Origin of the sequence: Bacillus infantis (assembly GCF_050107595.1) — a bacterium.
GTDB lineage: Bacteria > Bacillota > Bacilli > Bacillales > Cytobacillaceae > Bacillus_AB > Bacillus_AB infantis_C.
The window spans coordinates 1-13,541 of the sequence record NZ_JBNILH010000012.1 but is presented as its reverse complement, the minus strand read 5'-3'; the positions used below and the strand labels follow the sequence as shown (position 1 = coordinate 13,541).

Genomic DNA, 13,541 nt, shown 5'->3' with positions numbered 1-13,541 from the left:
AAAAAAACAAAAAAAGGTGTTCTTTATGTTCAGAAGCAGACGAGGGAAAAACATTACAAAAGATCAAAAACAAACCCGCTCTCATTCATTGACGATTGATGAGCTGCAAAAAGAACTCAGCCAGGAACTGAATGAAAGCCCTGATTTGCATGTCCGCCTGCTGAGGAAGGAAGAGCAGAAAATAGCGGTGATATTTGTCAAAACGCTGACAGATCCATTGATTTTAGATGAAAGGATCCTTTTGCCTCTTCAAAAAGCAAAAGGCCCTTTAGAGCCTGAGGGTATATCCAGCATTCTTCCGATAGGGGAGGTGAGCTCCGCCAATCGGCTGAAAGAAATCTCGGCCGCTTTATTGTACGGCAATACCTATATCTATATAGAAGGACAGCCATTTGGGAACCTTGCAGGAACAGGCAAGACCGCAGAAAGGTCAATTGAGAAGGCTGAAACAGAATCTCTTGTTTATGGCCCGAAAATCTCTTTTACGGAATCGCTTGAATCGAATGTAAATATCATCAGGCGAAATTTGAATGGTGCAAATCTATGCATCGAGGATCTTGAGGTAGGCGGGAGAAGCAAGCTCAAAGCAAAGCTTTTTTATATCAAGGATATAGCAGATACAGACAATGTACTGACTTTCCGGCAAAGGGTCAGTGACTTGGATACCGATTATATTCCTGATACTACTGTCCTTGCCCAGTATATAGAAGATAACAGCTGGTCCGTGTTTCCGCAGATTTTGACAACAGAACTGCCGGACCGTTTCTGCATTTCTCTCATAAAGGGACAGGTAGGAGTCCTTCTTGACCGGAGCCCGAGCGCCTTGTACGGTCCGACAACGTTTTTCAGCTTTTTTGAAACGACCGAGGATCTTTATATGCGCTGGAATATGGGAACATTCCTGCGCCTGCTGCGCTTTTTGTCCATCTTTCTGTCTGTCCTTTTGACGCCGGCTTATGTGGCGGTATTGACTTACCATTATGAGGTCATCCCTTCCCCATTGCTTGTTTCTTTAGGACAGTCAAGGTCAAATGTACCATTTCCTCCTGTATTTGAGGCCCTCCTCCTTGAATTTATCATTGAGCTGTTAAGGGAAGCAGGGGCGAGGCTCCCAACAAAGGTCGGCCAGACAATGGGTATCGTAGGCGGTATCGTCATCGGGCAGGCAGCAGTTGACGCCGGTTTTACAAGCAATATCCTCATTATCATCATTGCCCTGAGTGCGCTCGGCTCCTTTACGGTTCCAAGCTATTCAATGGGAACAGCCATCAGGATCATAAGATTTCCTATCATTATTATGGCCGGTTTATGGGGAGGGATCGGAATCATGATTTCTTTCTGCTTCCTGCTGATTCATCTATTGAAATTATCAGCTATCGGAAGGCCGTACCTGGCACCGATTTATCCGCTGAGATGGAAGGATATCCGCTACAGCATGGTTCGCTTTCCGCTTCAGTATTTATCGAAAAGGCCAGAGATGAATATGACTGAAGATCACTCAAGATATCCGGCGCGCAAAGCATCTAAAACAAAAGATGTGGATGAATAGGGAGGTGTGAAGATGAAGCCACAGGTCAATATAAATCCTAAACAAAATCTCCTGTTTGATGCATTTTTTATGTTCTTCCTCATTCATTCAGTCCAGACAGGGGTGGGAATTGCAGGACTCCCGAGGGTCGTTTACCTTTCCGCCGGACATGACGGCTGGATTTCCATCATACTGGCCGGACTGCTCGTCTCAGCAGTCATCTTTCTGTCGGTCATGATGCTGAAGCAATATGAAAGCGCAGATCTGTTCGGGATACATTATGATGTGTTTGGGACCTTTTTAGGAAGGCTCGTTAATCTCCTCTATACCTTTTATCTTATTTCAGGCATTTATGTCATCGTCATGAATTACGTTGAAATTGTTCAGGCATGGGTTTTTCCTGATCTGTCCACCTGGTTCCTTGCAATGATTCTTTTGCTCCTGGCTGTGTATGCAGTGATGGGCGGGGTCCGTATCGCTGTCGGCTTTTCCTTTATGTCATTCCTGCTCACCTTCTGGATTGCCCTGATCATCATCATACCAGCCAGAGATTTCGATTACACACAATTGTTGCCCGTCCTGAATAAAGACTATGCGGATATTTTAAAAGGGGTCTACAAAACATCCCTTTCCATAGTTGGATTTGAAATGCTCCTTTTCCTATACCCTTTTATTAAGGATAAAAAAAAGGCCCATTTGTATACACAGCTTGGCGGCTTGTATACAACACTGCTGTTTGTCCTCGTGACCGTCATTTCTATTGGCTTTTTCGGAGAAAAGGGACTCGAAAGGACAATCTGGCCGGTGCTTTCCATGTTTAAGATCGTCCGCCTTCCTAATCTGGAGCGTTTCGAATTCATCGCCGTTTCCTTTTGGATGCTGATCATACTTCCGAATATCTGTTTATATCTCTGGGCAGCTTCAAGAGGGATGAAAAGGGTATTTCCCCGTTTGAAACAAAAAACCTTTATTGCGCTGATCGCACTCCTGGTATGGGGCTGCAGTTTCCTCGTTAAGGCCAGATACCAGATGAATATCGTAACCGATTATATAGGCATGGCAGGATTTTTTATAGGCATCTGCTATCCTGTATTGCTTTCAATGCTTGTTCTGTTGAAAAAGAGACTGAGAGGAAGGATGAAGCAAAATGATAATGATGCGTAGTCTGCTGATAACAGCTGCCCTCCTTCTGCCAATTTCCGGATGCGTGAAGACAAAGCAGCTGGAAAGACTTGGGCTCATTACAGCAGTAGGCTATGACCGTAGTGGGGACACTATTGAGGGGACTGTGGTGCTGCATACCTTTGAATCCAAGGAGGAAAATGTTACGCAGATCATTTCAGCCTCAGGCAACACAAGCAAGGGTATTCGCCAGAAGCAGAATATCAAAACCTCACACAATCTTGTATCCGGCCAGCTAAGGGTCGCGGTTTACAGTGATGAAACAGCAAAAAAAGGGCTCATACAGCTCGTGGACACATTAAATCGCGATGCCACAATCGGAAACCTGGTTTATTTGACGGTCAGCAAAGGGAAAGCGAAAGACCTGCTGAAAAAGGCAGGAAAAAAAGAAAAGACCAATCTTGGCACCTATCTGTATAATCTGATCAAACAGAACATTAAAGACGAACTGATCGTATCGCCAACGCTCCATGAATTCAATCACAGCTATTTTGACCCGGGCAAGGATCCTGTCCTTCCTGTCTTGAAGCTCGAAGAAGATAAAGTGATTATCTCAGGAATGGCTGCCTTTAAGGATGATCTGATGGCAGGAGAGATTGATATTGAAACGTTATTCTACCTGAAGACATTGGAAGATAACTATGAATCAGGAAATCTTGAGCTTGAAATTCCGAAGGAGAAATTAAAGAAATATATTATTGCCTTAAGCAGCGAAACGGAAGAACAAAAAGACGAACCCCTGTTCATTACGATAGATGATATCAGATCTTCAAAGAAAATCCGTCTGAAAGACATGGAAGACGTTAGGTTTGCCATCGATGTTAAGCTGGAGTCCAGGATACTTGAGGTGTCCAGCGACATGGATCTGGGCAATCCCCAGGTGATCAAGGCGCTGGAAGAGGAAACAGCATTTAAAATTAAGCAGGAGATGGAAGCCATGCTGAAAAGGCTGCAGAAAATGGAGTCGGATCCCATCGGTTTCGGAAATGTGTACAGTGCTCATCTTCAACGCGAAAAGCGCATGACAAGAGATGAATGGCGAAACCTTTACAAGAAGGCAAAATTTGATGTCCATGTGGAAAACACGATTGTCAGGACGGGCGTTATCGATTAAAGGAGCTGCAAGGTAAGTTCACTGATTTGTCATATCTTTTTCTTTCTTCTTTCTAATTCGTCTGCTAGAATTATGGCTATCTGATGAAGAGCAGGTGATCATATATGAAAAAAAAGCGGGTAATGCTATTTAGCCTCGGACTGATGCTGCTGATCATTCTTTCCGCCTGCGGCCAAAAGGGTATCGAAAATCCATATAATTGGACAGTTCAGGACTTTACATATACCAATCAGGCTGGAGAACAGACAGGGCTTGCGGATTTGAAGGGAAAGGTATGGCTTGCAGATTTCATTTTTACAAGCTGTGAGGATGTCTGTCTTCCAATGACCTTCAATATGTCAAAGCTCCAGGATAAGGCAAAGGAAGAGGGCATAGAAAATCTTCAGTTTGTTTCCTTCAGCGTCGATCCTGCCATTGATACACCGGAAACATTGAAGGCATATGGCGATAATTTTGAAGCAGACTATGACAATTGGAGCTTTCTGACAGGCTATGAACAGCAGGAAATTGAGGATTTTGCGAAGGAAAGCTTTAAGACTCTTGTCGTGAAACCGGAATCAGATGATCAGGTAATCCATGGGACCGAATTTTATCTTATAAACCAGGAAGGCAAAGTCCTTAAGTCTTACACAGGGCTGAAGGATATACCTTATGAGGAGATCATTAAGGATATTAAATCGATTCAATAAGCGAAGAGGCAGCCCGTGCTGCCTCTTTTTCTTTCCGGCTGGGGCATCGAGCCCTGATTGGTTTCGATTGAAAGCAAACGTGTTATAATAATTATACTAGAAAAGGCAGGTGATTAGATGAAAAAGACATTCACCTTACTTGTTTTGGCAGCTTTGTTCCTCTCTTCCTGCAGCGGGGCAGGGGACTCATCCCCTAAGAATATGGGACTGAAGGAAACCGGCATTTTCGAAAAGGAAAAGGTGCCCAATGACTTTATTCCGCGTGATATTCATGTGGTCTCAGTTGGGGATTCGCTGACAGAGGGTGTTGGCGACAGTACTGGAAGGGGAGGCTACCTGCCTTACCTCCAAGAACAGCTGGAACAGGAGAAAGGCGTTGCACAGACGGAATTCCTTAATTTTGGAGTTAAAGGGAACCGGACAGACCAATTGCTGAAAAAGCTCAAATCATCGGAAGTCCGGTCTGCCATTTCGGATGCAGACCTGGTCATTATCACTATCGGCGGAAATGATGTCATGAAAGTTGTAAGGCAGAATTTCTCCAATTTGAATGTCAGCGATTTTAAGGGCCAGAAAGCCCAGTATGAAGAAAATCTTAAAGAAATCATCGATACAGTACGCAGTGAGAATTCTGATACCCAGATTGCACTGATTGGACTTTACAATCCATTTTATAAATGGTTTTCGGATATTACGGAAATATCTGATATCATGGACAACTGGAATGAAGCCAGCAGGGAAATCCTTTCCCATTATGATTATACTTATTTTGTTGATATTAAGGATATATTTGAAAATAAGGCAGAGGATTTGCTGTATACCGATTATTTCCATCCGAATGATAAAGGGTATGAGCTTATTGCTGACAGAGTCTACAGGCAGATTGGCCGGGAGACACTCGAAGTGATTGCCGAGCAGCAGAAATATACAGCCAGGAATGAGGAGAATTGACTTGAACAAAAAAAACAAATGGAAGGTCCTGTTTTTCCTCTTATTGGGGATTGTGATTGCCTTCATAGCCCTTTTTTTCATTATGATAAATCTCCCGGCGAAAGATGAAGAGATTAATACAGCAGAGGTGGATGAAGACGAATATGTTCCATTTCATCTTCAGACCAATAAACACGACCTTAACAGAATCATTGCTCACTATATTGCCAAGGAAGGACTGGACGGTCCGATTGACTATGAAGTGATTCTTGATGATGAGGTTGAGCTTTATGGAAATCTCCCGGTATTCAGCCAGAACCTTGAAATGAAACTGACTTTCGAGCCTGAAGCACTGGACAACGGCGATGTTGTCCTCAGCCAGAAATCCATTGCTGTCGGCCAGCTGAATCTCCCGGTATCTTATGTGCTGAAGTTTGTCCGCGACAGATATCAGCTGCCTGAAGGGGTTGTCATCCAGCCTGATAAAGAGCAGATATATGTCTCTCTGCAGGATATGAAGCTGAAGAGCGATCTTAAAGTTAAGGTTGATGAGTTTGACTTGAAAAAGGATGATATCCGCGTTACCTTATTTGTTCCGACTAAATAAAAAACTGGCTGATATTTCAGCCAGTTTTTTTCTTTCCATAAGAGATTAATAGGCAGGATAATCGTGCAGACATGGGCCTGATAGGATTAATAGAGGCATGCGGGAAAGGTGCCAGCCGGTTTCCAGCCGCAGCATCATGGGGGAGATCAGGTCACCCCTCAATGATAAGGGCTTCAAGAGGCGGTTCCCCGGCTGCTGTGCCCACTGCAAGAATGGTATACACTTTATTCGGCTGCAGCTTGACTCCCGGGAGGGAAAGGACTGTATTGCTGGAACCGGCAACCCTGACTTCGAGATCGACTGTCATCGGAGTGAGCCCTAAATATTGAGTCGCCTGCCTGAAAGAGATGTTCGGGAAAATGACATCCCCTTTTTTGACGGCAATATCGACAGCCGGTGCGTCCGGTGAAAGGTGAATGAATCTGACTTTTGTCTCGCCGGACGGTACAGAAGGCTGATCTTCAATGGCAAGCAGCTTCAATTTGGCAGCCGGTCCTGCTGCAGCAAGGGTATAGGATTCTCCGCCCTCCACAGTCACTTTTTTGCTGAGAACGGTTGACACCATATCACCGGCAGGATAGATATCTATCTGGTATTTCCCCGCAGGAAGGGACAAATAGCCGCTGACATCTTTGTAAGGGAAATCCTTCAATATCCTGTTCCCATTTACATAAATATCGACATTCGGTGCATCGGGGGAAGCGTGCACGACCCGGACCATAGCTGGCTGCCGCATGCTTTCATACTGCTGGACGGCATCCATTCGCATGCTTTGGACAGCCCTTCTAATATATTTTAGATGCTGATAATAATAGGAAACATGCAAAGCTGGATCGCTGTACTTATAATACTTGGCAAGAAGATCGTATTTACTGGCTTTTGAAAAATAATCATGATGATCTCTGTTGAAAGACATACCTTTTCCGCTCCTATCCTCAAATATTCTCAGAGTATGATATGCCTCCAAGGATAGGTGTGTGCCTAGCGGAATTTTCGGAAAAAGGTTTACATTCGAGGATAAAAAGAATATAATGGAAACAAATATAAGCGAAAGCGGGTGAAGTGCTATGGAAAAATTGTTATTTGCAGTAAATGAGATTGTATTTTCAAGCACGGCCCGGAGAGTAGCTGTATAAACCTGAGAATAGTTCTATTCCTTTTTTATGCTGACTAAAACCATGGGCTGTGTGCCAATGGTTTTTTATTATGTCAAAAAACAAATAAAACGGTCAGCATGGAGGAAATAATGAACATGAACTTAAAACAAATCGGCTTTGATTCACATTTTGAAACAGAGTTTAACCATCTTGCAGCGGAAGGACTTATTCCGGGCAGAGTGGCTCTTGAACATAAAAGAATGTACCGGGTCTGGACGGAAGAAGGAGAGCTGCTCTGCGAGGTTTCCGGCAAATATGCCTTTGCGGCAGGCAGCAGGGAAGATTACCCCGCAGTTGGTGATTGGGTGGCTGTGAAACCCAGAACTGGAGAACAAAAAGGGACCATACAGGCACTATTGCCGCGTAAAGGAAAATTTTCCCGTAAAATGGCTGGAAATACAACCGAAGAGCAGATTGTGGCAGCCAATGTTTCAACCATCTTTCTTGTCAATTCTCTGAATGACGACCTTAACCTCCGGAGAATCGAACGTTATTTGCTCCTGGCATGGGAGTCAGGTGCAAATCCCGTCATCATCCTCGCCAAAGCAGACCTATGTGAAGATGCGGATGAGAAAAAGTCGCTCGTTGAATCAATCAGCATGGGTGTACCTGTGATTCCGGTCAGTGTTATGTCTGAATCGGGGATTGCAGAGCTCCGTCCTTATATCGGGCAGGGGTCAACAGTTGCCCTGCTTGGTTCTTCTGGTGTAGGCAAATCGACCCTTACCAACTATCTCATGGGAAAAGAAGTGCAAAAGGTCCAGGAGATACGTGAGGATGATGACAAAGGGAAACATACGACAACACATAGAGAGCTGTTCATCCTTCCGGACGGAGGTGTGCTTATTGATACACCGGGCATGAGGGAGCTTCAGCTCTGGAATACTGAAAATGGGCTGTCCGAAAGCTTTTCTGATATCGAAGCACTGGCTGATTCCTGCCGGTTCAGGGACTGTTCCCATGAAGATGAGCCAGGCTGTGCTGTCCGCAGAAGCATACAGGATGGAGCATTGGAGGAAAGCAGGCTTGCGAGCTATAAAAAGCTTCAGCGCGAACTGGCATACCTCGACAGGCGAATGGACAAAAAAGCCCAGTCTGACGAAAAGAAAAAATGGAAGAGCATCCATAAACAAATCAAGCATAAAACCAGGCATTAACATAGATAGACTGCTGCTGTCCGGTTATGCTGATTAATCCCGATATTTGAAAGCCTCCTGAGTCAAGGGGGCTTTTTCAATTTCACGGTTTTCCCGATAAAATACAGCAAAACAGCTGCCTGCCGCCTGATCAATGCAAAGCGCTTGCACTCACCCGGCATAATCGGATAATCTAGGGAAGATAGCTTTAAAACCTTGTTTTAAAGGGAATAAGAGTAAGGTGAATGTAAAGCTGAAAAGAGGTGTCTTCAAGTGAATGAGAAGAAATTTGAAAAGGCCGTTTTTGCTGGAGGCTGTTTCTGGTGCATGGTCAAACCATTTGACCAGGAGCCCGGAATTGAAAAAGTGGTTTCCGGATATACAGGAGGTACCGTGAAAAACCCAACCTACAGGGAAGTTTGCTCCGAAACGACAGGACACTATGAAGCTGTTGAAATCACTTACGATCCTGAGGTCTACTCTTACAGCAGACTCCTTGATGTCTACTGGCAGCAGATCGATCCAACCGACCCTGGAGGCCAGTTCTTTGACAGAGGCCAGTCCTACCAGACTGCCATCTTCTATTATAATGATGAACAGAAGGAGCTTGCAGAGGAATCAAAGAAGCAGCTTCAGGAAAGCGGCCGGTTTAATAAGCCGATTGCGACAAAGATACTGCCTGGCCAGGAATTCTACCCTGCTGAGGACTATCATCAGGACTATTATAAGAAAAACCCGGACAGGTACGAATCATACCGTATCGGCTCGGGAAGAGATGCGTTCATCCGCAATAACTGGAGGGACATAAAATGAAGAATAAAGCAAACCTTGAAAAGAATCTGTCTCCGATGCAATACGAAGTGACTCAGAACAATGGTACAGAACCGCCGTTTCGGAATGAATACTGGAACGAATTTAATGACGGTATCTATGTGGACATCGTTTCAGGCAAGCCGCTGTTCAGCTCAAAGGATAAATATGATGCGGGATGCGGCTGGCCGAGCTTTACCAAACCTATTCAGGACGAAGAAATCATTGAAAAAGCGGATATGAGCCATTTCATGGTCCGGACGGAAGTACGGAGCAAGGAAGCTGACTCCCATCTTGGGCATGTGTTTGATGATGGGCCGGGTCCAAACGGACTTCGCTATTGCATCAATTCTGCTGCAATGCGGTTCGTCCCGAAGGAAAAGCTCGCAGAAGAAGGATATAAAGAGTATGAAAAGCTTTTTGACGAAGACGAGAAAAAATAATTGGCGGTGTTTGTATGTTCAAGAAATTATTTGGCAAAAAAGAGGAAATTACGGAAGTAGAGCTGAAGGCACCCTTGACAGGGAAGGCGGTTGATTTGGAAGAAGTGCCGGATCCTGTATTCTCAGAAAAAATGATGGGAGACGGTCTGGCAATTGAACCTTCTGAAGGCATTGTCGTTTCACCTGTGGATGGGGAGGTTGTACAAGTGTTCCCGACAAAGCACGCGATTGGATTAAGGGCTGAAAATGGAGCGGAAATCCTTATCCATATCGGCCTTGAAACCGTGTCAATGAAAGGGGAAGGCTTTGAAACCCACATCTCCGAAGGTTCAAAAGTGAAAACAGGTGACAAGCTCGTAAGCTTTGATATTGATTTGGTCAAAGAAAAGGCGAAAAGCACCGTCACACCTGTAATCATCACCAATGGAGATGCTCTTTCTTCAATTGAAAAGAAACCTTTAGGAGCCGTAAACCGCGGGGAGACACCTATTATCACTCTCGTTAAATAATAAAAAAGGCCGTCATAAGTGGTCTTGTCCCTGTCAAGTAGACAATATAAAAAGCTATGCAGTGAGCGCGTGTCGATATTCAATCGGCGCGCGTTTCTTTAGTTTCTTTTGTCTTCTTTTGTAGTTGTAATGGTAGACGTAATCCTCAAGAGCTTGCTCTAGTTCTTTTTCTGACTTACATTTATTTAAATACAGCTTCTCGGTTTTAAGGTGTGAGAAGAATGATTCTACACACGCGTTGTCCAGGCAGTTTCCTTTTCGAGAGTGGCTGCCCTTGATGCCATTCTTCTCTAATCGGCTGCTGTATTGCTTTGACGTGTATTGAAAGCCTTGATCTGAATGGAGAACGGCTTCAGCCACGTCTTTTTTCTTTGTCCATTTTTCTACTGTATTTAACACAAGTTCCAAGTCATTTCTCTTAGATAGCTCCCAACTTACTATTTCGTTATTAAAGAGGTCCTGTATGACCGATAAATAATAAAATTCTTCTCCAACAGACACAAATGTGATATCCGTTACCATTTTTTGATTAGGTCCTGCAGCCTTAAAATTCCTTTTAAGGCGATTAGGGAAGATGATAGAAGGACTATGACCGTGCCGTTTTCTTTTCTTCCGGATGACTGATTTTATATCCATTTCCTTCATCAGCCTGTTAATCTTCTTGTGGTTAACTACATACCCGTTTTCATGTAATTCGTCTGTAATACGTGGCCGACCATATTCAGGATGTATGAAATGAATCCCTAATATGTGTTCTCGAATGTCATGGTCACCCCTAGCCTTTTCTTCCCGTATAGCATTCGTTTTTCTCCATTTATAATAACTAGCCGGTTTGATATAGGCTATTTCCAGCAGCCAGGATACCGGATAGGTATCCCTTAACTCATCGATCAGCTCATACTTTAATCCTCTGGGTATGATTCCTCCTCCTTTACCAGATTTGGATACTGCTTTTTTAGAAAGTCAACCTGTGCCTTTAGATAATCCCTTTCCTCTTCAACCGATTTGAATTTAGTCCTAGGCCTGCCTTTTAAAGGGTTAGAGACTCCATTACGCTCATCAAACGGTACTCCTTCTTTCCATTTCTTAACCCACACTTTTAGCTGGCTACAGTGACGAATTCCCAATTCTTCTGCCAACACTTTATAACTTTTAGACCCATTCACGTATCTCATGACGGCATTATGTTTAAATTCCTCCGAATAGCTATTAAAAGTTTGTCCTTTCTTTGCCATGAAAAAATCCCCTCCAAGTAGCATTCTTTCCTCCATGGTAACATGAAGGTTTTTTTGAATGTCTACTTAAAGGGGACAATATCATAAGACGGCTTTTTTCCATTCAGGAAACATCGCCCTTATGCGTGGCCATGCCTCCGGATAAGATGAATTTCATTGCTTCCTCCGGCTTTACATCAATGATCTCTACCTTATCCTTTGGAATCAGGAATGTGAAGCCTGCCACTTGAAAAGTCTGAGGGATATAGACAGCAATGTCATTTTTCAAAGGCTCATAAAAATGTTCCAGATTTTCTGCGGTTATAAAACCGATGCTTTTCATGCCGGTGCCTGGTATGGTGACAATCGCCACTTTTGAAAAGGCCCGCTTTTCACCAAGGAAGGAATTAATTGTATCTTTGATGACAGAGTAGATCGTCTTAATCAGCGGAATCCGATCCAGTATCCTGTCAATGAACCGGATCACGCTGCCGGTGATGAATTTGGTCGACAGCCATCCCAATAACGTAATGGCAGCAGCTGTTGCCAGCAGTCCCACGCCAGGGATGTAATCTTCCTTCAAATACGGCTTCAGGGTACTGCCCAGAAGATTATCCAGGAACATGAATAATTTGTATATAACGAAAATCACCAGAATGATTGGGACTATGGTCAATATGCCATTAATAAAATTTTTCAATAGGTTTTTCATCTTGTTTCTCCTTTATCATTGTTTCCTCCGAAAAAAAAGCTGCCGCAGGGCAGCCCAGGGTTCCTTTAATGTTTCTCCGGCACGATAATGGAAGATATGCTGACAGACGAATAGGTCAATAGACTTTGGAGGCTCTGTTCACCTTTCACGACAAGTCTAATGGTATGAGGTCCGTCGGATAGTCCGCTTGCTGCATATAGCGCCCTTTTTCTCTCAAATGGCCACCAGGTGGAAAGGGTGGTATAATGCTGTCCGTCTATGAAGACATCAAGCATGCCGCCTTCGTCACTCCTCAGTACATTTACACCAACAAAGGTGCCTCTAAATTCATATTCCAGAAAGCTGCCCTTTGCCGAGCTTTTCAGGAATCCGTTTTGATAGCGGAAATCCCCTTCCAACTTTCGGGCATAGCTTTTTCTGTCCATGGAACAATCGGCAGCATCGTGAATGGGTGATTCCAGGGAAGCAATAGCAGGATTGGCTTCTAAAAGTGAACTGATGACAGTAAAAAGTTCTTCTGCATAAAATTTATAGCCTATTCCATTTGGATGGACTAGATCTTTGGTCAATTGTTCATCTGCAAGGCCTGACTTTTCAAATGCGTCTCTCATATTTACGTTCTTTGCATGATAATGCTTCGAAATTCTTTCGATTTCATTCGTAAAGAGTTCATTGTCCAGCGGGCTTTCAGTAATGGTAATAATTTCGCTTGCCGGATATTTTGTTTTCGCTTTTCTGAGCAGCATTTCATAAAAGTAGGAGAAATCCTGCTCTTTCATATACTTGCGGTCATTTTCCCCGAATACAAGAAAAATCAGGTCGATTCTTCCCTGATGTTCAGTATGCTGCAGCTTATATATACCTTCGAAAGCAGTTGCACCGCTTTGTACGACTGAAACTCTTGTATAATCATTGTGAAACTTTTCCATTAGCAGCTCCTCAAGCTGGGCAAACCAGGTAAGCTCCTTCTTCTCGGCTCCTGAGCCCCTGCCGATGCTGTCTCCGATGATCATATAGCGGATATCTTCATTTCGCGCCAGTTTTTCATATACTGTCGACTCTGTTTCGTCCGCCCGTGAGAAAATCTGCAGGCTCCACAAGGAGGCTGCTGCCAAAATCAGTGAGATAACAGCCATTAATCTTCTTTTCATTGGTGTCTCAAGTTCCCCCTGATGGTCGATTTTAATCTTTTTATTTAATCCAGCTCTGCTGCTGGTCCGGGGGCGTCCTTTTCCTGGGTTCCTAAATTGAGCAAGCGCCCTCCGCTTTTCTTTTTGTCCAGCTCCGGCTCCTAGGTGCTCGAGTCATAAGTCACTTTGGACCCGAAGGCAAAGAACGCCTTCAACTCCAAAGCGCCTTATGCTTGTCGCACCTGAACAGTCGCCTCCGCTTTTCTTTTTGTCCAGCTCCGGCTCCTAGGTGCTCGAGTCATAAGTCACTTTGGACCCGAAGGCAAAGAACGCCTTCAACTCCAAAGCGCCTTATGCTTGTCGCACCTGAACAGTCGCCT

General features: G+C 44.1%; 15 protein-coding genes. 10 read left to right on the top strand and 5 right to left on the bottom strand.

Features of this window, described 5'->3' with window-relative positions; genetic code table 11:
* The first annotated feature begins 25 nt into the window (after positions 1–25).
* The 6 genes from ACQCVH_RS21115 to ACQCVH_RS21090 all read left to right on the top strand — a co-directional run bounded on the left by ACQCVH_RS21115 (position 26) and on the right by ACQCVH_RS21090 (position 6,050).
* On the top strand, positions 26–1,549 hold the full coding sequence (locus ACQCVH_RS21115; protein WP_426837557.1) for a spore germination protein: 1,524 nt from the start codon (positions 26–28) through the stop codon (positions 1,547–1,549).
* A gap of 12 nt (positions 1,550–1,561) precedes the next feature.
* Positions 1,562–2,692 (top strand): GerAB/ArcD/ProY family transporter, encoded by a 1,131-nt coding sequence (locus tag ACQCVH_RS21110; RefSeq protein WP_426837556.1) that lies wholly within the window; start codon positions 1,562–1,564, stop codon positions 2,690–2,692.
* Entirely contained in the window at positions 2,676–3,824 is a 1,149-nt protein-coding gene (locus ACQCVH_RS21105; protein WP_426837554.1) for a Ger(x)C family spore germination protein, read from the top strand. The genes ACQCVH_RS21110 and ACQCVH_RS21105 overlap by 17 nt, the downstream gene beginning before the upstream one ends.
* A 104-nt stretch (positions 3,825–3,928) precedes the next feature.
* Positions 3,929–4,513: an SCO family protein gene (locus ACQCVH_RS21100; protein WP_426837553.1), complete on the top strand. Its 585-nt coding sequence runs from the start codon at positions 3,929–3,931 to the stop codon at positions 4,511–4,513.
* 117 nt (positions 4,514–4,630) lie between these two features.
* A complete protein-coding gene (locus tag ACQCVH_RS21095) occupies positions 4,631–5,464 on the top strand; it encodes an SGNH/GDSL hydrolase family protein (protein ID WP_426837552.1) in 834 nt (277 codons plus the stop codon).
* Position 5,465: 1 nt separating this feature from the next.
* A complete protein-coding gene (locus ACQCVH_RS21090) occupies positions 5,466–6,050 on the top strand; it encodes a YpmS family protein (RefSeq protein WP_426837551.1) in 585 nt (194 codons plus the stop codon).
* 151 nt (positions 6,051–6,201) lie between these two features.
* Here the strand turns inward: ACQCVH_RS21090 and ACQCVH_RS21085 are convergent, their stop codons facing one another.
* Positions 6,202–6,966, bottom strand: a complete 765-nt coding sequence (locus ACQCVH_RS21085; protein WP_426837550.1) for a DUF4397 domain-containing protein — start codon at positions 6,964–6,966, stop codon at positions 6,202–6,204.
* A gap of 336 nt (positions 6,967–7,302) precedes the next feature.
* Between ACQCVH_RS21085 and rsgA the strand changes: the two genes are divergently transcribed.
* The 4 genes from rsgA (at position 7,303) to ACQCVH_RS21065 (ending at position 10,105) form a co-directional block, all read left to right on the top strand.
* Positions 7,303–8,364, top strand: coding sequence for a ribosome small subunit-dependent GTPase A (gene rsgA / locus ACQCVH_RS21080; protein WP_426837701.1), 1,062 nt, complete (start codon positions 7,303–7,305; stop codon positions 8,362–8,364).
* 252 nt (positions 8,365–8,616) lie between these two features.
* On the top strand, positions 8,617–9,156 hold the full coding sequence (gene msrA, locus ACQCVH_RS21075) for a peptide-methionine (S)-S-oxide reductase MsrA (protein ID WP_224901293.1): 540 nt from the start codon (positions 8,617–8,619) through the stop codon (positions 9,154–9,156).
* The gene (msrB, locus tag ACQCVH_RS21070; RefSeq protein ID WP_426837549.1) at positions 9,153–9,596 is read left to right on the top strand and encodes a peptide-methionine (R)-S-oxide reductase MsrB; all 444 of its coding nucleotides are present in this window, start codon (positions 9,153–9,155) and stop codon (positions 9,594–9,596) included. Before msrA ends, msrB begins: the two co-directional genes overlap by 4 nt.
* 14 nt (positions 9,597–9,610) lie before the next feature.
* Positions 9,611–10,105: a PTS sugar transporter subunit IIA gene (locus ACQCVH_RS21065; protein WP_426837548.1), complete on the top strand. Its 495-nt coding sequence runs from the start codon at positions 9,611–9,613 to the stop codon at positions 10,103–10,105.
* A gap of 54 nt (positions 10,106–10,159) precedes the next feature.
* Here ACQCVH_RS21065 and ACQCVH_RS21060 read toward each other — a convergent pair whose 3' ends face one another.
* From ACQCVH_RS21060 to ACQCVH_RS21045, 4 genes are all read right to left on the bottom strand, one after another.
* Positions 10,160–10,996 carry an IS3 family transposase gene (locus ACQCVH_RS21060; RefSeq protein ID WP_426837700.1) on the bottom strand — a complete coding sequence of 279 codons (837 nt, stop codon included), beginning with the start codon at positions 10,994–10,996 and terminating at the stop codon, positions 10,160–10,162.
* A gap of 11 nt (positions 10,997–11,007) precedes the next feature.
* Positions 11,008–11,340, bottom strand: a complete 333-nt coding sequence (locus ACQCVH_RS21055; protein ID WP_426837547.1) for a transposase — start codon at positions 11,338–11,340, stop codon at positions 11,008–11,010.
* 103 nt (positions 11,341–11,443) lie between these two features.
* A complete protein-coding gene (locus tag ACQCVH_RS21050; RefSeq protein ID WP_426837546.1) occupies positions 11,444–12,031 on the bottom strand; it encodes a DUF502 domain-containing protein in 588 nt (195 codons plus the stop codon).
* 65 nt (positions 12,032–12,096) lie between these two features.
* On the bottom strand, positions 12,097–13,182 hold the full coding sequence (locus ACQCVH_RS21045) for an SGNH/GDSL hydrolase family protein (RefSeq protein WP_426837545.1): 1,086 nt from the start codon (positions 13,180–13,182) through the stop codon (positions 12,097–12,099).
* Positions 13,183–13,541: the final 359 nt, after the last annotated feature.